A 21,785-nucleotide genomic window follows, 5' to 3' on the forward strand; every position below is an offset into this window, starting at 1 on the left:
AAAAACAGCTACGAAAAGGGGGATAGAAAGGGGAATCGAGATTCCCCTTTTGTCGATCGGTCACAGGCCCACAGGAGCAGGCCCGGGTGCAGGTTAAATATCGATGTTCGCCGCTTTCAGGGCGTTTTCTTCGATAAACGCACGACGCGGTTCAACGGCATCACCCATCAGCGTGGTGAACAGCTGGTCGGCGGCGATCGCATCCTTCACGGTAACGCGCAGCATACGACGGCTTTCCGGGTCCATGGTGGTTTCCCACAGCTGTTCCGGGTTCATCTCACCCAGACCTTTATAACGCTGGATAGCGAGACCACGACGAGACTCTTTCTGCAACCATTCCAGCGCCTGCTCAAAGCTTGCTACTGGCTGACGACGTTCGCCACGTTCGATAAACGCATCGTCTTCGATCAGCCCGCGCAGCTTCTCGCCGAGCGTACAAATACGACGGTATTCGCCACCGGTCACAAATTCATGCTCCAGCGGATAATCGGTATCGACACCGTGGGTACGCACACGGATCACCGGTTCGAACAGGTTCAGTTCAGCGTCTTTACGCACGAAGCTGTTCCAGGTGCTGCCGTGCATTTCTTTTTCATTCAGCACGTTAACCAACTGGGAAACCCAGGCCGTCACTTTCGCTTCATCAGACAGGCAGTCTTCAGCCAGCGTCGGTTGATAAACCAGTTCTTTCAGCAGCGCTTTCGGGAAACGACGTTCCATACGGCCGATCATTTTCTGCGTCGCGTTGTATTCAGAAACCAGTTTTTCTAATGCTTCACCCGCCAGGGCTGGTGCGCTGGCATTGGTGTGCAGCGTTGCGCCATCCAGAGCGATAGAAATTTGGTACTGATCCATCGCTTCGTCATCTTTAATGTACTGTTCCTGCTTGCCTTTTTTCACTTTGTACAGCGGTGGCTGTGCAATGTAAACGTGGCCGCGCTCAACGATTTCCGGCATCTGACGATAAAAGAAGGTCAACAGCAGCGTACGAATGTGCGAGCCGTCGACGTCCGCATCGGTCATGATGATGATGCTGTGATAACGCAGTTTGTCCGGGTTGTACTCGTCACGACCGATGCCACAGCCGAGCGCGGTGATCAGCGTCGCGACTTCCTGAGAGGAGAGCATCTTGTCAAAGCGCGCTTTCTCGACGTTGAGGATTTTACCCTTCAGCGGCAGAATCGCCTGGTTTTTACGGTTACGGCCCTGCTTCGCAGATCCGCCCGCGGAGTCCCCTTCCACCAGATACAGTTCAGAGTGGGCTGGGTCGCGTTCCTGACAGTCCGCCAGCTTGCCCGGCAGACCGGCTAAGTCCAGCGCGCCTTTACGACGGGTCATTTCACGCGCGCGGCGTGCAGCTTCACGGGCACGCGCAGCATCGATAATTTTGCCAACGACGATTTTCGCGTCAGATGGGTTTTCCAGCAGGTATTCGCTCAGCAGTTCGTTCATCTGCTGTTCTACCGCCGATTTCACCTCAGAGGAGACTAGCTTATCTTTGGTCTGTGAGGAGAACTTCGGATCCGGTACTTTCACAGAAACAACGGCAATCAGACCTTCACGGGCATCGTCACCGGTGGCGCTGACTTTCGCTTTTTTGCTGTAGCCTTCTTTGTCCATGTAGGCGTTCAGGGTACGGGTCATCGCCGCACGGAAGCCTGCAAGGTGAGTACCGCCGTCACGCTGTGGAATGTTGTTGGTGAAACAGTAGATGTTTTCCTGGAAACCATCGTTCCACTGCAGCGCAACTTCAACGCCGATACCGTCTTTTTCAGTGGAGAAGTAGAAGATATTCGGGTGGATCGGCGTTTTATTTTTGTTGAGGTATTCAACAAACGCCTTAATGCCACCTTCATAGTGGAAATGATCTTCTTTGCCGTCGCGCTTGTCGCGCAGACGAATAGAGACGCCGGAGTTCAGGAAGGACAGCTCACGTAGACGCTTCGCCAGAATGTCGTATTCAAACTCAACGACATTGGTAAAGGTTTCGTGGCTTGGCCAGAAACGGACCTGAGTCCCGGTCAGTTCTGTTTCGCCGGTTACCGCCAGTGCCGCCTGCGGCACACCGTGCACGTAAGTTTGCTGATGCACTTTGCCTTCACGACGAATCACCAGTTCCAGTTTCTGCGACAAGGCGTTAACGACAGAAACACCCACGCCGTGCAAACCGCCGGAAACTTTATAGGAGTTATCATCGAATTTACCGCCTGCGTGCAGAACGGTCATGATAACTTCCGCCGCCGAAACGCCTTCTTCCGGGTGAATACCGGTCGGGATACCACGGCCATCATCGGTAACGGACACGGAGTTATCAGCGTGAATCGTTACCACGATATCTTTACAGTGACCCGCGAGCGCTTCGTCGATAGCGTTATCTACCACCTCGAATACCATGTGGTGCAGACCGGTGCCGTCATCCGTGTCGCCGATATACATACCAGGGCGCTTACGCACCGCATCCAGTCCTTTCAGGACTTTGATACTGGAGGAGTCATAAGAATTCGACATCAACGTTTCTCGCTCATTTTATCTTGGGTTAATCCGTTATTTTACCCTTTTCCACGGTAAACATCTTCGAATTTTCATCGGACATGTCTATAACGTGTTCAGCGCTGATTGCGCTGACAAAGACCTGAGATTGCGTGGCTTTTAAGCGGCTGGCCAGCAGCCCGCGACGCGCGTCATCCAGTTCAGAGGCAAAATCATCTATCAGGTACAGGCAGCGCCGTCCGCTTTCACGGGTCAGGAACTCCCCTTGCGCCAGACGTAAGGCGCACATCAGCAGCTTTAGCTGCCCACGCGACAACGTGTCTTCCACCGGCGCACCGTCGGCACGAATGCGGAAATCCGCCTTATGCGGGCCGTGCGCGGTGTAGGTCAACATGCGATCGCGTTCAAAACTGCGTTCCAGCACTTCGGCATAATCAGTCTCTTTCTCCCAGCCGCGCTGGAATGAGAAGGAGAGAGAAAACTCGGGAAGAAACTGCTGGCAGGTATCCGCCATATCCTGCGCGATACCGGCGCTGTACTCCGCGCGCCAGGTGCTGATTTGTTCCGCCAGCGGGATCAGTTCTTTATCCCACGGGCGCAGTTGCTCATAACGACTCACCTGGCGCAGCGCCGCATTACGCTGCTTGAGCAGTCGTTTCAGGTTGCTCCAGGCGGTGAAAAATCCGGCTTCATTGTGAAAGCATCCCCAGTCAAGGAATGCTCTTCTGTATTTGGGGCCGCCATTAAGTAAAGTAAACCCCTCTGGCGTGATCAGTTGCATCGGCATCAGGTGCGCCAGTTCTGCAACCTTGTGCCCGTCAGTGCCGTCAATGCGCACTTTGCTGTCGCCCAGTTTGTCTTTCGTCAGACCAATCGACGTCTCACGCTCTTCCCCTTGCAAACGCCCGTGTAAAACAAACGACTCCTGCTCGTGGCGAATGACGCGACCAATCTGCAAACTGCGAAACGCCCGGCCGTGGCCGAGCGTATAGATGGCTTCCAGCACGCTGGTTTTGCCGCTGCCATTCGCGCCAACCAGAAAGTTAAAGCCGGGAGATAAAGCGAGATCCGCATTTTCAATATTGCGGAAATCTTTAATCAGGAGTCGGGATAGCGACATATCAACTCATAACCAGGGCATTATCGTCGCAGTTAGTCTGGTTACGGCCAGCGCACAGCAACCGGAGCGTACTGAAGTACGTGAGGATTGCGAGCACTGCCCGGAGCCAGAATAACAAGTAAGATAGCCCGATATTCTTTACAAGCGCATAGGCATGACGACATAGGCTGCAGATTGTGACGCTGCATCTTCAATCTGTACGCTCGATACGGAATCGGTCAGCAGAATACGCACGTTCTCGCACTTCAGCGCGTTCAGAACGTCCAGTACGTAGCTCACGTTAAAGCCGATTTCCAGTTCAGTACCAGGATAGGAGACATCCAGAATTTCTTCTGCTTCTTCCTGCTCCGGGTTGTTGGCGGTGATTTTGAGCTGGTTTTCGCTGACATACAGACGCACGCCGCGGAATTTCTCGTTAGAGAGGATCGCCGCACGAGCAAATGCCTGTTTGAGGATATCGCAACCGGCTTCCAGATGTTTGTCCGGATTCTTCGGCAATACGCGGCGATAATCCGGGAACCGACCGTCAACCAGCTTGGAAGTGAAGATAAAGTCGCCCACGTGTGCACGAATGTTGTTGCTGCCAATCTGCACGCGCAGCGGGTTATCACCGCCGTCGAGCATACGCATCAGTTCAATCACGCCTTTACGCGGTACGATCACCGAATGGCTTGGCAACGGCTGACCGACAGGCATTGAACAGACCGCCAGGCGGTGACCGTCGGTCGCCACGGTACGCAGCTCTTCCCCTTCGGTTTCAAACAGCATGCCGTTTAAGTAGTAACGTACGTCCTGATGCGCCATCGAAAACTGCGTGGCTTCAATCAGACGCTTCATCGTAGCCTGCGGCAGGGTGAATTCGACTTCGCTCTGCCAGTCGTCCAGATTCGGGAAGTCGGCAGCAGGCAGCGTAGACAGCGAGAAACGGCTGCGACCAGAACGCACCAGCATACGGTCGCCTTCCAGTTGAACGGCAATCTCCGCGCCTTCCGGCAATCCGCGGCAAATATCGAAGAATTTACGCGCCGGAACGGTGGTCGCACCAGGTTCATGCGGCTGGATCAGCGCCACGCGCGCCACCATCTCCATTTCGAGATCGGTACCGGTCAGCGAAAGCGCACCGTCAGCAACCTGCAGCAGCAGGTTTCCGAGAATAGGCAGTGTAGGACGTCCACCCAGCGGGCCGCTGACCTGCTGAAGCGGTTTTAATAAATGTTCACGTTCAACGGTAAATTTCATAGCGTCACGAAGATAATGTTCTGATTAAATTGGAGAAATCTTCTTTAATATCATGGCTTTCTTCACGCAACTGCTCAATCTTGCGGCAGGCATGAAGCACGGTAGTATGGTCACGCCCACCAAACGCGTCGCCAATTTCCGGCAGACTGTGGTTAGTGAGCTCTTTTGCCAGCGCCATCGCCATCTGGCGCGGACGAGCTACCGAGCGAGATCGACGCTTAGAAAGCAGATCCGCAATTTTGATTTTGTAATACTCCGCCACCGTCTTCTGAATATTGTCGATGGTGACCAGTTTTTCCTGCAAAGCCAGCAGATCGCGCAGCGCTTCACGCACAAAATCGATAGTAATCGCCCGGCCGGTAAAATTGGCGTTGGCGATCACGCGGTTCAATGCGCCTTCCAGTTCACGCACGTTAGAGCGTAGACGTTTGGCAATAAAGAACGCCACTTCCCCGGGCAGACGAATGTCGTTTTCGTCGGCTTTTTTCATCAGGATCGCGACGCGCGTTTCCAGCTCAGGCGGCTCGATCGCCACAGTCAGTCCCCAGCCGAAGCGGGATTTCAGACGATCTTCAACGCCGTTGATCTCCTTCGGATAGCGATCCGAGGTCAGGATAATCTGCTGATTGCCTTCCAGCAGGGCGTTAAAGGTGTGGAAAAACTCTTCCTGCGATCGTTCTTTATTCGCGAAGAACTGGATATCGTCAATCAGCAGCGCGTCAACGGAACGGTAGTAGCGTTTAAACTCTTCGATCGCGTTGTTTTGCAGGGCTTTAACCATGTCCTGCACAAAACGCTCGGAGTGCATATACACCACTTTCGCGTTTGGCTTACGCGCCATTATGCCGTTACCGACAGCGTGCAGCAGGTGAGTTTTACCCAGACCCGTACCGCCATAAAGGAATAACGGATTGTAGGCGCCGCCAGGATTGTCCGCCACCTGACGTGCCGCCGCGCGCGCCAGTTGGTTAGATTTACCTTCAACGAAGTTATCAAACGTGTGTTTGACGTTGACGTTAGAACGATAGGTAGGTTCTGCCGGGGCCGGGACGTTATCCCAGCCTGGGCGCGCTGCCGGAGCGGCGCGTTGCGGTTGCACTTGCTGCGCTACGTAAGCGGGCGCAACAACGTTGTTCACCGGCGTCTTCAGCGTTTGCGTGACGGGTTTAGTACCGACTTCAAAGCGCAGCTGTGGGGCATCCGCTCCACAGAAGTTATTGAGTAATCCATTAATATTATTAAGGTATTTATCCCTTACCCAATCGAGCACGAAACGGTTTGGCGCATACAAAGCCAGCGTGTTATCGCTCAGTTCCGCCTGCAACGGGCGTATCCACATACTGAACTCTGTGGCTGGTAACTCATCCTGCAATCGGGCAAGACACTGCTGCCAAAGCGAAAGTGACACGGCGGACTCCACTCGAACAAAAGTCGATAAATGACAAAGGCTGAAACATTCATGATTGTTGACGCACATCGACAAGACCCTATGCAAAGGGTGACGTGCGAATTGCTATCTGCAATTTTTCCCCGATCAGGATCCATTGAAACGATCGGGACCGCGGATCATAGCGTAAACTGAGAAAGAGATCTTCTGTTTCTCACAGATTCTTCCCGATTTATCCACAGGATGATCCAGAATCGGCTAAGTGTAAACGATCCTGGAGAAGTGCTGCAGGTTTTAGCGCGCATATTGAAAAAATTAATGAGTAAAGATGCTTTACTGCTTAAACGATCTAATAAAGATCCCGTGCGATCCTTGCGCTTTATCCACCAGCCCGTATAATTCTTACCCCCAGCGAGTAACGGTCGCCTTACGGCGTCAACGCTGCCTGTTTTTTACGCGAAACCGTGCGGAAAAAAGCGGGAAATAAGGAAAGAGAATTGACTCCGGAGTGTACAATTATTACAATCCGGCCTCTTTAATCACCCACACTGTGGCGTAAGTCGTTCGAAACTCGTTCGGGTATACGCAAAAGTCAGTGAATTTATTCAAGTTTAGGTAGAAATCGCCATGAAACGCACTTTTCAACCGTCTGTACTGAAGCGCAACCGTTCTCACGGCTTCCGTGCTCGTATGGCTAATAAAAATGGTCGTCAGGTTCTGGCACGTCGTCGTGCTAAAGGCCGTTCTCGTCTGACCGTTTCTAAGTAATAAAAGCTAGCCCCTGAGTGGTTAAGCTCGCATTTCCCAGGGAGTTACGTTTGTTAACTCCCACTCATTTCACATTCGTCTTCCAGCAGCCACAACGGGCTGGCACGCCGCAAATCACCATCCTCGGCCGCCTGAATTCGCTGGGGCATCCCCGTATCGGTCTCACAGTCGCCAAGAAAAATGTTAAGCGTGCGCATGAACGCAATCGGATTAAACGTCTGACGCGTGAAAGCTTCCGTTTACGTCAGCACGAGCTTCCAGCAATGGATTTCGTGGTGGTGGCGAAAAAAGGGGTTGCTGACCTCGATAACCGTGCTCTCTCGGAAGCGTTGGAAAAATTATGGCGTCGCCATTGTCGCCTGGCTCGCGGGTCCTGATAGCCCTCATTCGGGTCTATCAACGCCTGATCAGTCCGCTGCTTGGGCCGCATTGCCGTTTCACTCCAACCTGTTCGAGCTACGGAATTGAGGCATTGCGCAGGTTTGGAGTGATAAAAGGCAGTTGGTTGACGGTGAAACGCGTATTAAAATGCCACCCTTTACACCCTGGTGGTGACGATCCCGTCCCGCCCGGACCATTTGATACCAGAGAACACTAACGATGGATTCGCAACGCAATCTTTTAGTCATCGCTTTGCTGTTCGTGTCTTTCATGATCTGGCAAGCCTGGGAGCAGGATAAAAACCCGCAACCTCAGGCCCAACAGACCACGCAGACAACGACCACCGCAGCGGGTAGCGCCGCAGACCAGGGCGTACCGGCCAGTGGCCAGGGGAAACTGATTACGGTTAAAACTGACGTGCTTGATCTGACCATCAACACCCGTGGTGGTGATGTGGAACAGGCTTCACTGCCAGCTTACCCGAAAGAACTCGGTTCTACCGAACCGTTCCAGTTACTGGAAACCACGCCACAGTTCATCTACCAGGCACAGAGTGGCCTGACAGGTCGTGACGGCCCGGATAACCCGGCTAACGGCCCGCGTCCGCTGTACAACGTCGAAAAAGACGCGTTTGTACTGGCTGACGGTCAGAACGAACTGCAGATCCCGATGACCTATACTGACGCAGCGGGTAACACATTCACTAAAACGTTTGTCCTCAAGCGTGGTGAATATGCTGTCAACGTTAACTACAGCGTGCAGAACGCCGGCGAAAAACCGCTGGAAGTCTCCACCTTTGGTCAGCTGAAGCAATCCATCAATCTGCCATCTCATCGCGACACCGGGAGCAGCAACTTTGCGCTGCACACTTTCCGTGGCGCGGCGTACTCCACGCCGGATGAGAAGTATGAGAAATACAAATTCGACACCATTGCTGAAAACGAAAACCTGAACGTCAACGCTAAAGACGGCTGGGTCGCAATGTTGCAACAGTATTTCGCAACGGCATGGGTTCCGCGTAACGACGGTACCAACAATTTCTACACCGCTAATCTGGGTAACGGCATTGCCGCTATCGGCTATAAATCACAGCCGGTACTGGTTCAGCCTGGTCAGACTGGCGCGATGACCAGCACCCTGTGGGTCGGCCCGGAAATTCAGGATAAAATGGCGGCCGTTGCACCGCACCTGGATCTGACCGTGGATTACGGCTGGCTGTGGTTCATCTCTCAGCCGCTGTTTAAACTGCTGAAGTGGATCCATAGCTTCCTGGGTAACTGGGGCTTCTCCATCATCGTTATCACCTTTATCGTTCGTGGCATCATGTACCCGCTGACCAAAGCGCAGTACACCTCCATGGCGAAGATGCGTATGCTGCAGCCTAAGATTCAGGCTATGCGTGAGCGTCTGGGCGATGACAAACAGCGTCAGAGCCAGGAAATGATGGCCCTGTACAAAGCTGAGAAGGTTAACCCGCTGGGCGGCTGCTTCCCGCTGATCATCCAGATGCCAATCTTCCTGGCGTTGTACTACATGCTGATGGGCTCCATTGAACTGCGTCATGCGCCGTTCGCTCTGTGGATCCATGACCTGTCTGCACAGGACCCGTACTACATCCTGCCGATCCTGATGGGCGTGACGATGTTCTTCATTCAGAAGATGTCTCCGACCACCGTGACCGACCCGATGCAGCAGAAGATCATGACCTTTATGCCGGTCATCTTCACCGTGTTCTTCCTGTGGTTCCCGTCAGGTCTGGTGCTGTACTATATCGTCAGCAACCTGGTAACCATTATTCAGCAACAGCTGATTTACCGTGGTCTGGAGAAGCGTGGGCTGCATAGCCGCGAGAAGAAAAACTCCTGATTCGGTGTAGGCCGGATTAGGCGAAGCCGCCATCCGGCAAACGGAACATAAAGTAAAGGGCGGTCATTTTAGACCGCCTTTTTTATTGTATTAAGAAGAGACAAACCATGAGCCATAACGACACCATCGTCGCTCAGGCCACCCCTCCGGGACGTGGTGGCGTGGGTATCCTGCGTATCTCCGGCCTGAAGGCACGTGAAGTCGCAGAAACCGTACTGGGGAAACTGCCAAAACCGCGTTATGCCGACTATCTGCCGTTTAAAGACGCGGATGGCAGCGCGCTGGATCAGGGGATTGCCCTGTGGTTCCCCGGCCCGAACTCCTTTACTGGCGAAGACGTTTTAGAGCTTCAGGGCCACGGCGGTCCGGTGATTCTTGATCTGCTGCTCAAACGTATTCTGACTATTCCCGGGCTGCGCATTGCCAGACCAGGTGAATTCTCCGAGCGCGCATTTATCAATGATAAGCTCGATTTAGCCCAGGCAGAGGCGATTGCCGACCTGATCGATGCCAGCTCAGAGCAAGCGGCTCGCTCGGCGCTAAACTCGTTGCAGGGCGCATTTTCCGCACGGGTAAATCATCTTGTGGAAGCGCTCACTCACCTGCGCATCTATGTGGAAGCGGCGATCGACTTTCCGGATGAAGAAATCGACTTCCTGTCTGACGGCAAGATTGAAGCGCAGCTCAACAGCGTTATCAGCGATCTTGATGCCGTTCGTGCCGAAGCGCGTCAGGGCAGTCTGCTGCGCGAAGGGATGAAGGTGGTGATTGCCGGGCGTCCTAACGCCGGGAAATCAAGCCTGTTAAACGCCCTGGCTGGCCGTGAGGCAGCCATTGTCACCGACATCGCCGGGACAACCCGCGATGTGCTGCGTGAGCATATCCATATCGACGGGATGCCGCTGCATATCATCGACACAGCCGGTCTGCGTGATGCCAGCGATGAAGTTGAACGCATTGGTATCGAACGTGCGTGGCAGGAAATCGAACAGGCCGACCGCGTACTGTTTATGGTTGATGGCACCACCACCGACGCCGTGGATCCGGCTGACATCTGGCCAGACTTTATTGCCCGTCTGCCAGCTAAACTGCCGATTACCGTAGTGCGTAACAAAGCGGATATTACCGGTGAGACGCTGGGCCTTAGCGAAGTAAATGGCCACTCACTGGTTCGCCTCTCCGCGCGTACCGGGGAAGGCGTTGACGTGCTGCGTAATCATCTCAAGCAGAGCATGGGCTTTGAAACCAATATGGAAGGCGGCTTTCTGGCGCGTCGTCGTCACCTGCAGGCGCTGGCAGAAGCGGCGGAACATCTTGAACAAGGCAAAGCCCAACTGCTCGGAGCATGGGCCGGAGAACTGCTGGCAGAGGAGCTACGTCTGGCGCAGCAGAACCTCAGTGAGATCACCGGGGAATTTACCTCCGACGATCTGCTTGGACGGATTTTCTCCAGTTTCTGTATTGGTAAGTAACGTTGTGTTGCCCGGTGGCGCGATGCTTGCCGGGCCTACGCCGCCATCCGGCAACAATAATTTCCCATGGGGAAATCACTGTTGTCCAAATGGCAACTCGTGCAGTTGACTCTATCACCGTATGCTTAGCGCCACATTCCTCATGAGGTCGCTATGACACGCTTTCTAATCTGCAGTTTCGCCCTGGTGTTACTTTATCCCGCCGGTATTGATATGTATCTGGTAGGGCTGCCCCGTATTGCTGCCGATTTACAGGCCAGCGAGGCGCAACTGCATATCGCGTTTTCGGTTTATCTGGCGGGAATGGCGACGGCGATGCTGTTCGCGGGAAAAATTGCCGATCGGTCAGGACGCAAACCCGTCGCTATTGTCGGCGCCCTCATCTTTATTTTCGCCTCTGCGCTGTGTTCATTCGCCGAAAGCGGTACGCCGTTTCTTATTGGCCGCTTTATTCAGGGCACAGGCGCAGGTTGCTGCTATGTGGTGGCCTTCGCTATTCTGCGCGATACGCTCGACGATCGCCGCCGGGCGAAGGTACTGTCGCTGTTGAACGGAATTACCTGTATTGTGCCGGTGTTGGCTCCAGTGATGGGGCATCTGATCATGCTCAAATACCCGTGGCAGAGCCTGTTCTACACGATGATCGGTATGGGGGTGGCTGTTTGCCTGCTGTCGGTGTTTGTCCTGCGAGAATCGCGCCCAGCGATGCTCCCGGCCTCTGCGGAAAAGAATCATCTGTCCGAATCTCTGGTTAACCGCTTTTTCTTAAGCCGCCTGGCTATTACCACCCTCAGCGTGTCGGTGATCCTGACCTTCGTGAATACCTCCCCAGTGCTGTTGATGGAAGTGATGGGCTTCGACCGCGGCGAGTACGCCACCACCATGGCCATGACCGCAGGCATCAGCATGGCGGTCTCTTTCTCCACACCATTCGCTCTGAGCGTATTTAAGCCTCGCGTTCTGATGTTGACCTCGCAGGTGCTGTTTCTGTGTGCAGGTGTGGTGTTAACCCTTGCCGCCTCACACGCAGTAACGCTGTTTGGGCTGACTTTAATCTGCGCGGGGTTCTCGGTTGGTTTTGGTGTCGCCATGAGCCAGGCACTGGGTCCGTTCTCGCTGCGCGCGGGCGTTGCCAGCTCGGCGTTAGGTATTGCGCAGGTTTGCGGTTCCTCGCTGTGGATTTGGCTGGCGGCGGTGCTCGGCCTTGATGCGTTGAATATGCTGATCGGGATTCTGATTGGCTGTAGCATAGTGAGTATCATGCTGATTATCACTGTTGCACCTAACCGGTCCGCGCCAACTCATGAAGAAATCGCTCAGCAGTCTCGATCTTAATTTATTACTCTGCCTGCAGCTGTTGATGCAGGAGCGCAGCGTCACCAAAACCGCCAAACGGATGAACGTCACGCCGTCGGCGGTGAGTAAATCGTTGTCGAAGTTAAGGGCCTGGTTTGACGATCCGCTGTTTGTAAACACCCCGCTGGGGCTAACGCCAACGCCGCTGATGGTCAGCATGGAACAGAACCTGGCAGAGTGGATGCAGATGAGCAACCAGTTGCTGGATAAGCCACATCATGAAGCGCCGCGCGGGTTGAAGTTTGATCTGGTGGCCGAAACGCCGCTGGTGATGATCATGTTCAACGCGCTTTCCAGGCAGATTTATCAGCGTTATCCTCAGGCGACGATCAAAATTCGCAACTGGGACTATGATTCGCTGGATGCGATTATTCGCGGCGAAGTGGATATCGGCTTTACCGGGCGTGAAAGCCATCCACGCTCGCGTGAGCTGTTAAGTTTATTGCCGCTGTCGATCGACCATGAAGTGCTGTTTTCCGATCTGCCCTGCGTCTGGCTACGTGAAGATCATCCCGCACTGCAGGAAGAGTGGAATCTGGACACTTTTCTGCGCTATCCGCACATCAGCATTAGCTGGGAGCAAAGCGATACCTGGGCGTTGGATGAAGTCCTGCAAGAGATGGGGCGCGCGCGCAATATCGCGTTATGTCTGCCCGGTTTTGAGCAATCGCTGTTCATGGCCGCCCAGCCGGAACACGCGCTGATAGCCACAGCTCCGGTTTATTGCCAGCGTTATAACCAACTCCACCAGCTTCCGCTGGTGGCGCGCCCAATGCCTTTTGATGCCGCGCAGTTGGAAAAAATGCGCGTACCCTTCACCCTTCTTTGGCATAAACGTAACAGTCATAATCCTAAGATCGTCTGGTTGAAAGACACGATCAAGGCGCTTTATCGCGATATGTCCTGACGATCCGCCGCCACTTTGTTGCTGAATCGACTATTCTGGCAACAGAAATGTAAATATCGCGTAATGTATTCCATTTCAGCTTACTTTTTGGGCAGCAAAGCCTGCCTGGAAAGCGCGTAAATGTTACTCTGGTAATTATCACGGACCATTACTCACGGAGCGACAAATGGCGACACATTTTGCCAGAGGGATTCTTACGGAGGGACACCTGGTTTCAGCTCGCCTCCCTTCTCCATGTCATATCGAAGCAAGAGATCTACCCGTTCATCGCCGAACACGTTTCCTGGCTTCCCGAAGTCTTCTCGCCGAACTGATGTTTATGCTTTACGGCACCAGCACGCTGCCCGAGATTGTTACTCAGGCCAAAGGAAAACCCGTTTTTCGCGATACGAACCTGCCGGGGTTTTCGATTTCTTATGCCGGGAATATCGTCGGCGTTGCGCTAACGACGGAAGGAACGTGCGGCCTGGATTTGGAGCTTCAGCGGGCTACCCGCGGCTTTCACAATCCGAATTCAGCGGAAACCTGGCGCTTCTCCAGCAACGAAAATCTGTGGATCAACAATCAAAACGACCCCAACGAAGCACGCGCGCAGCTCATTACGTTGCGCCAGAGCGTACTCAAACTCACCGGCGATGTGTGCAATGACGACCCGCGCGAACTCCAGCTTTTACCCGGTGCAGGACGTCTGAAATGTGCCCACGTTGCGCAGGTTGAAGCCATTTGCGATGCGGAAGATGTGCTGGTGTGGTCGGTTGCGGTTACGCCAACCATTGAAAAACTCAAGGTTTGGGAGTTTGATGGTAAACAGGACTGGAAAAGTTTGCCGGATATCCAGACTCGCGCCAATGAGCCTACAGGTCGTCTGATTCGATTCTCTCAATTATGCGCAGCGAAGAGCTATACGCTTAGCTGATTTAACCTTCATGATGAAACAGGAGTTACCATGTCTGAAACATTGAATGTTGTTACGTTACTGGGAAGTCTGCGCAAAGGTTCGTTTAATGGAATGGTTGCCCGTACGCTGCCTAAGATTGCTCCAGCGGGCATGGAAGTGAACGCGTTACCATCGATTGGTGATATCCCACTGTACGATGCCGATCTCCAGCAGGAAGAAGGTTTTCCGGCAAGCGTAGAAGCGCTGGCAGAGCAAATCAGGAAGGCTGACGGTGTTGTCATCGTGACGCCGGAATATAACTATTCAGTACCCGGCGGACTGAAGAACGCTATCGACTGGCTGTCTCGTCTGCCGGATCAGCCGTTATCGGGCAAACCAGTGCTGATTCAGACCAGCTCCATGGGCGCCATTGGCGGCGCGCGCTGCCAGTACCATCTGCGTCAGATCCTGGTGTTCCTTGACGCCATGGTTATGAACAAGCCTGAATTTATGGGCGGCGTCATTCAGAACAAAGTTGACCCGCAGACGGGCGAAGTGATCGACCAAAGTACGCTGGACCATCTGACCGGTCAGCTGACCGCATTTGGCGACTACATTCAGCGCGTGAAAGCGTAAAAGAAAATTTGCTTCGTACTCTTAAATAATCCAGTAAGTGTCTATGCTTCTGGATTATTTTCTTATTTCCGTAAACCAATCCAATAACTCACTTTTGTCTATTTTTTCTCCTTCACTATTGTGGCATAGTGTTACCAGACATTGCAGTTGCAATTATACCAATAAATATTTCTAATATTTTCCCGACATTTTGTCTACCGTGAACAATGGATATGCCATGGACAGGACATTTTCACATCTCAGGACCGCTTTATGTAGCAGTACACAATTGGAGAAATCCATGTATGCTTGCCTACAATCGATACCAGATTCAATAGTTTGTGACGGTATTTTCTTTAACTACTACCGTAGTGATATTCGTTGCATCCAGTTTTTAGCATTGGCGACGCATAAAACGGCACGATTGAAAAGGGATGTCATCCCCATTCCTGAAAACATTGCCCGACAGTTCAATCACTCAGATAATTTTTCTACTCAGGTTATCGACAATCTGAGCCAATGCCCGTTGACTGAATATGTGGTTAGTACCTGCTTTCGTAATATCAAATCGCTTATCCTGATGCGCATGCATTTGGATGGTTTACGACTTGGTGCAATGGGTATATTTAGCCACCATGCAAATGCCTTTACACCTCAACATGCTGAATTATTTGAATCTGTGAGAGGGGAGCTCTCATTACTGGCTTTTATTGCCTTGTCACGACAAAATCTTTTAGTGAATAATACTCCAGTTCCACTATCAGAACTTCCTGTCCCAGAAGAGAATGAAAAATTTATCATCAGTCAAACCAATTCCCATCTGTATCAGTTATATAGGTCGCTGGATAAATTAGCAAATAGTGAGCAACCTATTTTACTACTGGGCGAGGAAGGTGTAGGAAAAACAACACTAGCCTCAGAACTTCAACAACGAAAAACCAACCGTAGTGGTTATTATGGATTGATAACACCTCAAGGCCAGTTGGTTATTATGAGAAGTGGGGTTGTAGATAGAACAATAAACATAGACTTGAATAAAACACCTAATATGGCTATGTTTTTGATATTACATCAAGGTTCTTTACTAGTAAAAGAAATAAAGTCATTTCCCGAGCGCTGGCAAACTTTTCTACTCGGACTCCATGCAAGCTATCGCGAGTATTGCCAGTTGCAGATTATTGCTACGCAAACACAACCATTTTCAATGGTACAAAACTCCGGTATCTACGATATATCTAAAGGCCATCTGACAAATCAACGGTATGCTAACATTCTCTGCCAGATAATCACCTTACCGCCCCTACGGTATCGCCATGATGACATCCCTCTGTTGTTAACACATTATTTAAGGAAATTATCAGGTCAACATAAATACCATACTCTACCAGTGTTAGGGGATGATGCTCTACGATTATTATTGCAATATAACTGGCCGGGCAACATCACAGAATTAATTGGATTATTAGAGAATGCGTTCTTCCGTTGCCCAGCTAATGAATTGAATATTATTATCCCCCGAGAGAGGAATACTTTGTCAATCAGCACGCTTGATGAGGCTATACGCCAGCACATTCAAAAGGCATTAAAACAGACAGGGGGAAGAATATCAGGTAAAGATGGGGCCGCAGAACTACTCGGTGTCAACAGTAACACCCTCTACAGCAAAATAAAAAAGCTGGGCATAGTTGTTAAAGATTAATCCCCTTCCCCTGGTATGGGAAAGGGGAGAATTTTCATTACTACAGTTTTTTGGAACGATGGAAACCGTCAATCATACCTTTAATTAGTGATCCTGGCTTATCTCCTGTACTGCATAAATAAAGATGCACGATGATAAAGGCTATCATAACCACAGCCAGACCATAATGGAGCCACGCCACAACCTGCTTACCCGGCAACGAAAATAGCGTTTCGGGAGTAAGATCAGAATACATCATGAATAATCCGGTCACTATCAACGACGGCAACAACAAAAACATCACGCCAATATAGCCAAGTTGTTGGAGGATATTGAATTTAGCCTCTGGCGATGCTTGCTCTGGATGGGATTCGCCACGAAAAATACCGTATAGATAATAACGTGTCTGCCGGGTAAACCGCCCCATAAAACCTTGCCAGCGTACTCGATAATGATGCCCGTTACCGCATATCGCCACCAGGATGAAGCCCAGCCAAATAATACATAACGATACACCAGCAATATTATGCACATCGACCCAAAGTGAGAATTGCGCACTTACCCAGTGTAGTGCAAAACCACTAACGATCAGTGCAGTAAAGCAGAGCGCATTCAGCCAGTGCCAGCAACGGACAGGAAGCGTATAAAGATAATGTTTATCCATCGACATATCGATAGCGCGGTGAGACAAGATGATTCGTCCCAAACCATGGCAGATTAACAAAGCGACAAGGCCGCCCAATCCCCAGGCCACCAGACTATCCGCCTGCCCACTGCCATTATTACCAATCATGTAGGTATTGGTAAACAAAGCACCATCAACCTGGCGAACGACCGGTGGTAACGTTGATACCGTCGCGAGTTTTTCCCTCAGCACACTTTCATCAAAGAGCCCTTTCCCTAAAAGACTTCCAGCCAGTGCATTTTCATCCGGCGCGAACGTTTTCAGTCGGCTCGTCAGCAACGCGCTATCTCCATGACACTGTTCACAACTGACAGCTTGCGAGGCAGGCAGAATTCGATGCAGGGTGGTATCGGCTATATCAGCATGACAATCAATGCAGCGTAAACTGTTGAGATGCTCAGAAGCATAAGGGAGCGCCGAGTGCGCCAGATTCTGAGTAGTTGAGGTTTTTCCCCCTGACAACTGCGTAAAGACCCCCGCCCGCGAATGACAGTTCGTACACATTAAATTGTCGTCAGCAACCCGTTGTTTACCCGGATGATTTAGTTCTCCAGCAGTCATGGTGTGTGCGTTATGGCACGAGGTACAGGTGAACTCGCCATTGGCAATCTTTTCACTATGCACACTCTGCTGTACGGCATGTACCGTATCGCGCATGACTACGCCATGACAGCTTTCACAACTCTTCTCTGCTCCTGCTTTTAAAACATGAGGGGTAACTGAAAATCCCTCGCTTCCGGGTTTACTCTGATGACAAGCGATACATGGCACCTCGCCATGCACGCTATCGTGATACTTATCTGGTGAAACGAATAAATTATCCTGCACTTTATCCGTCGATATGCCCTGGATATCTCCGTCTGCGTGACATGCCAGACAAGGTTGATTGAGTTGTTGTGTCGGAATTGGCGCAGAAAATCCCGACAGCGGCATCCCCCCTGACAGTAGAAAAAAGAAGCCTCTTATTAAGAATCCGCGCATGATTTCCCTCATGGCTTCATATCCGGATATTTAAAGAGATGGCAATTATTACAATAAATTACCGAGGGTTTATGCTCGTTATGACAAGCAGTACAAGGAACATCTTTTCCGTAATGCATTGAGTCATGCGGGTTAGGCTCAGCATTTTTATCTTGTGGATTAGGTTGCGTTAATTCGGCAACCTGATCGCGTGAACCGTGACAACTAAGGCACGACTTATCATTGGGTGCCGCAACTGGCGTACTGGCGCCATGGCATAACTGACATGATGTATCTCGTCCGGTTGCCTCCAGCGAATGGTGATAAGGCTTAACGGTCATTGTGTTCAGTTGCTGATGAAAAGCAGCCTCATCATCCGCCGCACCTGTAACCTGGGAAAAACCACCAATAAGCAGCAACAGGGCTATCCATAACTTTGCCATGTTAAATTCCCTCAACATCAAATACATCACCCACTGCGCTCGAAGAAGCAACGCTGGCGCCTGCAATCCGACCAAAAACCAGACAATCAGCCACAGCACAACTACCAAGACGACTTCCACCATGTGAACCTGCAGTTGCTTCTCCGGCAGCATACAGACCTGGGATCGGCTTACTATCAGCAGCGTTAAGTACCTCTGTCCGCATATTTATCTGTACTCCACCCATGACGTAGTGCACTTTTGGCCACACACGTACGGCGACAAATGGTCCTTTATCCAGTGGAACTGCACGACTCACATCTTTCTTCATGCGATCGCCCCCCTTACGGGCTACGGCGGCATTGTAGGTATCTACTTCTTCTGTCAGCACGTCGTAAGGTATACCGAAATGCGCAGCCAACAGATCCAGTGAGTCAAATTGCCAGGCCACGCCATAGTGCAGGGCATGCCCCAGGCTTTGTGCCTGTTTTGCGCCTTCCAGGGTGGTAAAACAGATGGGATAAAGTGGATCTCCCTTTTCATCGACTTGTGCCAAAATCCCTTCTTCACGCTCTTTACGATCGGCAAGTTCGTTTGTGAAGCGATGGCCAGTACGTGGGTTAACCATGATTCCATTAGGAAAACCGGAGATAGTATTGAACTGCGATACGTAACCAAATCCGCGTTCGTCTGGTGAAGACCAGGGGCCTAGCTGAATAAGGTCAAGTTGTACTGGTGTTGCGCCAATACGTAGCATTTGCACCAGACATTCCGACGTCGCACCAGGATGGTTTGTGGAGTCGACACGCTCATCCAGCATGGGGTTTTGCATTTTACGAAAACGTAAATCGTTAGAAAAACCGCCAGAACACATCACCACGCCGTATCGTGCGCCGTAGTGCCTTATCTGACCCGTCTGTTCATCAGGGAAACGATACCCATCACGAACAGTCAGACCAACCACTCGCCCTTCGCCGTTTAGTCGGAAAGATTCCAGCTTGCATCGTGAACGAAAAATAACCCCCATTTTTGCAGCAGACTCTTTCAGGGGCCGGGTGATACCGGCCCCTGAGCTCTCAACAGTTTGCAGCGTACGGGGAACCGAGTGACCGCCAAAATGCTGGACAAACGGTTTATATTTCACGCCATGTTGCAGGGTAAACTCATATGCCGCCATGGTATTACTGACCAAAATTTTCAGTTGATCTTTATCATTAAGCCCCCGCCCGGCTTTAAGCATGTCTTTAAACATCAGCTCAGGAGAGTCAACTATCCCCTCTTTTTCCTGCAACGGAGAACCCGCAACCGCAACGGCACCACCGTTAATCGCAGAGTTACCGCCAAAAACCGGCATTTTATCGATCACCAGTACACTGCGGCCTGCCTGGGCCGCTTCGAGCGCAGCAGCTAACCCAGCAAAACCACTTCCCACCACAATCACATCGTAAATTTTATGGTAACGAACCGCCGTTGCCTGACAGCTGCTCAGCTGTGCTCGCGCACTCCCCGCCAGCGCCGTCAGCGCACCTCCCGTCGCCAGAATGGTGCTTTTCGTTAAAAAGGCCCGCCGCGATGCATTAACGGTTTTTTTCATTTTCGTCATTTGCTCCCTGCTTGCGTATTAACCAGGGTCCCGGCAGGAAACGATGCGACTAATGCAGAGGAATCTGCAATGTTGTCGCTGAAAATCCGATCCTGCGAAACAAACGGTACTTTTTCCCGATAAGCGGCAAAAAGTTTGCCTGTCATCTCTCCCAACTTCAGGTCAGGATTTTTTTGTTTTCTTAGATCGATAGCCTGGCTGGCATGCAACAATTCCAGACCATAAATGCTACGCATATCATCAGCGATCTGATTCAAGCGTTTGGACGCCCGGAGATTATTGGTATAGGTATCTTCAATCGTGCCCGCCATCGGTTGGCCATCAAGGGATACCGGATTAACCAGGTCGCGAATATCAGCCAGTAGCGCAACCTGTGGCTTCTGAATTGCCCCAAAAGCATGTCCTTGTTGATTGGTGTCAGAAGCAAGGAAGCGACTCAATCCAGTGAAATGCTCGTCAGATAAATGCAAAGTGCGCTGTACGCTGTTATGCGCCAAATGCCCCATCGCTAAAGACAGATTCTGAATTGCCAGCGCCAGAGGCAGAGGTTCAAAATTAGAGGTTGGGAAAATCGCGCCGCTGAGGGTTTCGCCATTGGCCTCTTTTTCGCTCACGAAGTACTGCTCAACCTGGCTATTTTCCGCCAACGAACGATCGGCATTTACGATCACCGCCGGATTGTCATCAGAGCTGTTCATCTGAATTTCCAGCATTTGCCAGGCTTCATTCCACTCGCGACGTGCTTCATTAAGAACAAATACTGTCGTACGGAAAGAGAGCGGATCTTGTAAAGGTCGTCCATCCTGATGCTGCCAAAGATAAGAACCGGTTAGTACATTACGAATACTTCCGGCAGTATCCTGAATTCCAGGGAAAGGCCGCACACTTAAGCTTTGGTACAAGAATGGGGCAACATTGCCATTAAGCGCCTCCAGAGATAAACCATAGACCACAGGTGTAACGTTTATGATCTGGCGGGATTCCAGTAAGGCCTGAGCGGAGTAGGCTGTTGATATCGCATTTGAAGAGAGAATTGAGAGAGCATCTTTACCAAGCGGTTCCAGCTTTTCAATGCCCGCCTGTTTCAGGGCTTTCGCTGAATCCATCTCGATGCCTTTGACACGAACACGCCACTCACCAATCATTACGTCGCCAATATGTGATGCAAGCGTTATATCAGCTTCACCAACGGAACCGCGCGAGGGCACGACGGGAGTAATATGCTTATTGAGGAACTGCTGATACAGTTTGGCTACCTGCGGTTGGGCTCCTGTATTTCCTGTCAACATCGTATTAAGGCGGATCACCATCGCCAGACGAACCAATTCATCCGGCATATCGGGCCCAACACCTGCTGCGTGTGCATGCAGAGCGTTGATATTAAATTCACGTGAGGCCTGAATAACTTCCGGCGTCAATTTTCCATGCGCATCGAACAATGATTTATCTTTGTTGAGACCGACACCTACCGTCAGCCCGTAAACAGGAACCCCTTTACCGGCAGCAATCATCAAAAGTTTGTTCGCTTTATCGACGCGATCCATTGCAGTTGAAGCGATGTCGACTTGTTTTTCTCCTTGAGCGATGGCCCAGGCATCATCCAGTGTCAATGAATGACCATCCAGCGTTACGCTGGTAGCCGAATACGCGAATAACGGAAAAAACAGGGAGACGCAGAACGTCGCAATGACAGTCTTCTTCATTTCTAAACTCCTTTTAATAGAGATAAGAAACAGTAACGAAAAAAGCCTGTGCGAAAGTTGAAATAGCCCCTGCATTTATTAAGGCTATTTTTGATATTTCAAAAAAATCAAAATGAAAACATTTCAATTTATTAACAGATAATTCACCAGATGAAGCAACAGTTCACGGCTAGCAAATCACAATGAAGGACGGTGAATAAATCACTTAAGACTTTTGATTGAAGAGAGATAATTTGCAGGTCTGACAGGAGATGAG

The 21,785-nt window shown here is 51.2% G+C and carries 19 protein-coding genes; 11 read left to right on the plus strand and 8 right to left on the minus strand.

Features of this window, described 5'->3' with window-relative positions; translation table 11 throughout:
- Nucleotides 1-93 precede the first annotated feature (93 nt).
- The 4 genes from gyrB to dnaA form a co-directional block, all read right to left on the minus strand.
- Entirely contained in the window at nucleotides 94-2,508 is a 2,415-nt protein-coding gene (gyrB, locus tag OGV77_RS08710; RefSeq protein ID WP_087050733.1) for a DNA topoisomerase (ATP-hydrolyzing) subunit B, read from the minus strand.
- A gap of 28 nt (nucleotides 2,509-2,536) precedes the next feature.
- Entirely contained in the window at nucleotides 2,537-3,610 is a 1,074-nt protein-coding gene (gene recF / locus OGV77_RS08715) for a DNA replication/repair protein RecF (protein WP_003844434.1), read from the minus strand.
- Nucleotides 3,611-3,748: 138 nt separating this feature from the next.
- Entirely contained in the window at nucleotides 3,749-4,849 is a 1,101-nt protein-coding gene (gene dnaN / locus OGV77_RS08720) for a DNA polymerase III subunit beta (RefSeq protein WP_005121477.1), read from the minus strand.
- A gap of 4 nt (nucleotides 4,850-4,853) precedes the next feature.
- On the minus strand, nucleotides 4,854-6,257 hold the full coding sequence (gene dnaA / locus OGV77_RS08725; protein WP_043018810.1) for a chromosomal replication initiator protein DnaA: 1,404 nt from the start codon (nucleotides 6,255-6,257) through the stop codon (nucleotides 4,854-4,856).
- Between the two features lie 297 nt (nucleotides 6,258-6,554).
- On the opposite strand from dnaA, the gene OGV77_RS24830 reads away from it, so the two are divergent.
- The 11 genes from OGV77_RS24830 to OGV77_RS08775 all read left to right on the plus strand — a co-directional run bounded on the left by OGV77_RS24830 (nucleotide 6,555) and on the right by OGV77_RS08775 (nucleotide 16,177).
- On the plus strand, nucleotides 6,555-6,635 hold the full coding sequence (locus tag OGV77_RS24830) for a hypothetical protein (RefSeq protein ID WP_418221920.1): 81 nt from the start codon (nucleotides 6,555-6,557) through the stop codon (nucleotides 6,633-6,635).
- Between the two features lie 228 nt (nucleotides 6,636-6,863).
- Nucleotides 6,864-7,004: a 50S ribosomal protein L34 gene (gene rpmH, locus OGV77_RS08730; protein WP_003023858.1), complete on the plus strand. Its 141-nt coding sequence runs from the start codon at nucleotides 6,864-6,866 to the stop codon at nucleotides 7,002-7,004.
- A gap of 17 nt (nucleotides 7,005-7,021) precedes the next feature.
- Nucleotides 7,022-7,381: a ribonuclease P protein component gene (rnpA, locus tag OGV77_RS08735; RefSeq protein WP_003844432.1), complete on the plus strand. Its 360-nt coding sequence runs from the start codon at nucleotides 7,022-7,024 to the stop codon at nucleotides 7,379-7,381.
- On the plus strand, nucleotides 7,345-7,602 hold the full coding sequence (gene yidD, locus OGV77_RS08740) for a membrane protein insertion efficiency factor YidD (protein WP_003023846.1): 258 nt from the start codon (nucleotides 7,345-7,347) through the stop codon (nucleotides 7,600-7,602). The genes rnpA and yidD overlap by 37 nt, the downstream gene beginning before the upstream one ends.
- A 2-nt stretch (nucleotides 7,603-7,604) precedes the next feature.
- On the plus strand, nucleotides 7,605-9,251 hold the full coding sequence (gene yidC / locus OGV77_RS08745) for a membrane protein insertase YidC (protein WP_003023844.1): 1,647 nt from the start codon (nucleotides 7,605-7,607) through the stop codon (nucleotides 9,249-9,251).
- 107 nt (nucleotides 9,252-9,358) lie between these two features.
- On the plus strand, nucleotides 9,359-10,723 hold the full coding sequence (gene mnmE / locus OGV77_RS08750; RefSeq protein ID WP_043018812.1) for a tRNA uridine-5-carboxymethylaminomethyl(34) synthesis GTPase MnmE: 1,365 nt from the start codon (nucleotides 9,359-9,361) through the stop codon (nucleotides 10,721-10,723).
- 153 nt (nucleotides 10,724-10,876) lie between these two features.
- Nucleotides 10,877-12,058 (plus strand): MFS transporter, encoded by a 1,182-nt coding sequence (locus tag OGV77_RS08755; protein ID WP_087050732.1) that lies wholly within the window; start codon nucleotides 10,877-10,879, stop codon nucleotides 12,056-12,058.
- A complete protein-coding gene (gene yidZ, locus OGV77_RS08760; RefSeq protein ID WP_043018814.1) occupies nucleotides 12,027-12,986 on the plus strand; it encodes an HTH-type transcriptional regulator YidZ in 960 nt (319 codons plus the stop codon). Before OGV77_RS08755 ends, yidZ begins: the two co-directional genes overlap by 32 nt.
- Before the next feature lie 166 nt (nucleotides 12,987-13,152).
- Nucleotides 13,153-13,902: a 4'-phosphopantetheinyl transferase family protein gene (locus OGV77_RS08765; protein ID WP_043018815.1), complete on the plus strand. Its 750-nt coding sequence runs from the start codon at nucleotides 13,153-13,155 to the stop codon at nucleotides 13,900-13,902.
- Between the two features lie 30 nt (nucleotides 13,903-13,932).
- Nucleotides 13,933-14,499: an NADPH-dependent FMN reductase gene (locus OGV77_RS08770; protein ID WP_003827046.1), complete on the plus strand. Its 567-nt coding sequence runs from the start codon at nucleotides 13,933-13,935 to the stop codon at nucleotides 14,497-14,499.
- A gap of 217 nt (nucleotides 14,500-14,716) precedes the next feature.
- The gene (locus OGV77_RS08775) at nucleotides 14,717-16,177 is read left to right on the plus strand and encodes an AAA-type ATPase lid domain-containing protein (RefSeq protein ID WP_231130601.1); all 1,461 of its coding nucleotides are present in this window, start codon (nucleotides 14,717-14,719) and stop codon (nucleotides 16,175-16,177) included.
- 40 nt (nucleotides 16,178-16,217) lie between these two features.
- Here OGV77_RS08775 and phsC read toward each other — a convergent pair whose 3' ends face one another.
- From phsC to OGV77_RS08795, 4 genes are read right to left on the minus strand one after another with little or no spacing between them, the layout of a single operon-like run.
- On the minus strand, nucleotides 16,218-17,834 hold the full coding sequence (phsC, locus tag OGV77_RS08780; protein ID WP_233602716.1) for a thiosulfate reductase cytochrome B subunit: 1,617 nt from the start codon (nucleotides 17,832-17,834) through the stop codon (nucleotides 16,218-16,220).
- A complete protein-coding gene (locus OGV77_RS08785; protein WP_080625929.1) occupies nucleotides 17,831-18,244 on the minus strand; it encodes a cytochrome c3 family protein in 414 nt (137 codons plus the stop codon). Before OGV77_RS08785 ends, phsC begins: the two co-directional genes overlap by 4 nt.
- 1 nt (nucleotide 18,245) lies before the next feature.
- The gene (locus tag OGV77_RS08790) at nucleotides 18,246-19,826 is read right to left on the minus strand and encodes a flavocytochrome c (protein WP_231130600.1); all 1,581 of its coding nucleotides are present in this window, start codon (nucleotides 19,824-19,826) and stop codon (nucleotides 18,246-18,248) included.
- Nucleotides 19,823-21,604, minus strand: coding sequence for an HAL/PAL/TAL family ammonia-lyase (locus OGV77_RS08795; protein WP_231130599.1), 1,782 nt, complete (start codon nucleotides 21,602-21,604; stop codon nucleotides 19,823-19,825). The genes OGV77_RS08790 and OGV77_RS08795 overlap by 4 nt, the downstream gene beginning before the upstream one ends.
- Nucleotides 21,605-21,785: the final 181 nt, after the last annotated feature.

Source organism: Citrobacter sp. Ce129, assembly GCF_030334545.1.
Classification (GTDB): Bacteria; Pseudomonadota; Gammaproteobacteria; order Enterobacterales; family Enterobacteriaceae; genus Citrobacter; species Citrobacter europaeus.

Bases quoted from the DNA above. Each gene is read 5' to 3' on its own strand.
- yidD (WP_003023846.1), top strand. From the start codon at position 7,345: ATGGCGTCGCCATTGTCGCCTGGCTCGCGGGTCCTGATAGCCCTCATT.
- OGV77_RS08775 (WP_231130601.1), top strand. From the start codon at position 14,717: ATGGACAGGACATTTTCACATCTCAGGACCGCTTTATGTAGCAGTACA.
- yidC (WP_003023844.1), top strand. From the start codon at position 7,605: ATGGATTCGCAACGCAATCTTTTAGTCATCGCTTTGCTGTTCGTGTCT.
- OGV77_RS08790 (WP_231130600.1), bottom strand. From the start codon at position 19,826: ATGACGAAAATGAAAAAAACCGTTAATGCATCGCGGCGGGCCTTTTTA.
- yidZ (WP_043018814.1), top strand. From the start codon at position 12,027: ATGAAGAAATCGCTCAGCAGTCTCGATCTTAATTTATTACTCTGCCTG.
- OGV77_RS08795 (WP_231130599.1), bottom strand. From the start codon at position 21,604: ATGCAGGGGCTATTTCAACTTTCGCACAGGCTTTTTTCGTTACTGTTT.
- OGV77_RS24830 (WP_418221920.1), top strand. From the start codon at position 6,555: ATGAGTAAAGATGCTTTACTGCTTAAACGATCTAATAAAGATCCCGTG.
- recF (WP_003844434.1), bottom strand. From the start codon at position 3,610: ATGTCGCTATCCCGACTCCTGATTAAAGATTTCCGCAATATTGAAAAT.
- OGV77_RS08785 (WP_080625929.1), bottom strand. From the start codon at position 18,244: ATGGCAAAGTTATGGATAGCCCTGTTGCTGCTTATTGGTGGTTTTTCC.
- gyrB (WP_087050733.1), bottom strand. From the start codon at position 2,508: ATGTCGAATTCTTATGACTCCTCCAGTATCAAAGTCCTGAAAGGACTG.
- dnaN (WP_005121477.1), bottom strand. From the start codon at position 4,849: ATGAAATTTACCGTTGAACGTGAACATTTATTAAAACCGCTTCAGCAG.
- OGV77_RS08765 (WP_043018815.1), top strand. From the start codon at position 13,153: ATGGCGACACATTTTGCCAGAGGGATTCTTACGGAGGGACACCTGGTT.
- OGV77_RS08755 (WP_087050732.1), top strand. From the start codon at position 10,877: ATGACACGCTTTCTAATCTGCAGTTTCGCCCTGGTGTTACTTTATCCC.
- mnmE (WP_043018812.1), top strand. From the start codon at position 9,359: ATGAGCCATAACGACACCATCGTCGCTCAGGCCACCCCTCCGGGACGT.
- phsC (WP_233602716.1), bottom strand. From the start codon at position 17,834: ATGAGGGAAATCATGCGCGGATTCTTAATAAGAGGCTTCTTTTTTCTA.
- OGV77_RS08770 (WP_003827046.1), top strand. From the start codon at position 13,933: ATGTCTGAAACATTGAATGTTGTTACGTTACTGGGAAGTCTGCGCAAA.
- rpmH (WP_003023858.1), top strand. From the start codon at position 6,864: ATGAAACGCACTTTTCAACCGTCTGTACTGAAGCGCAACCGTTCTCAC.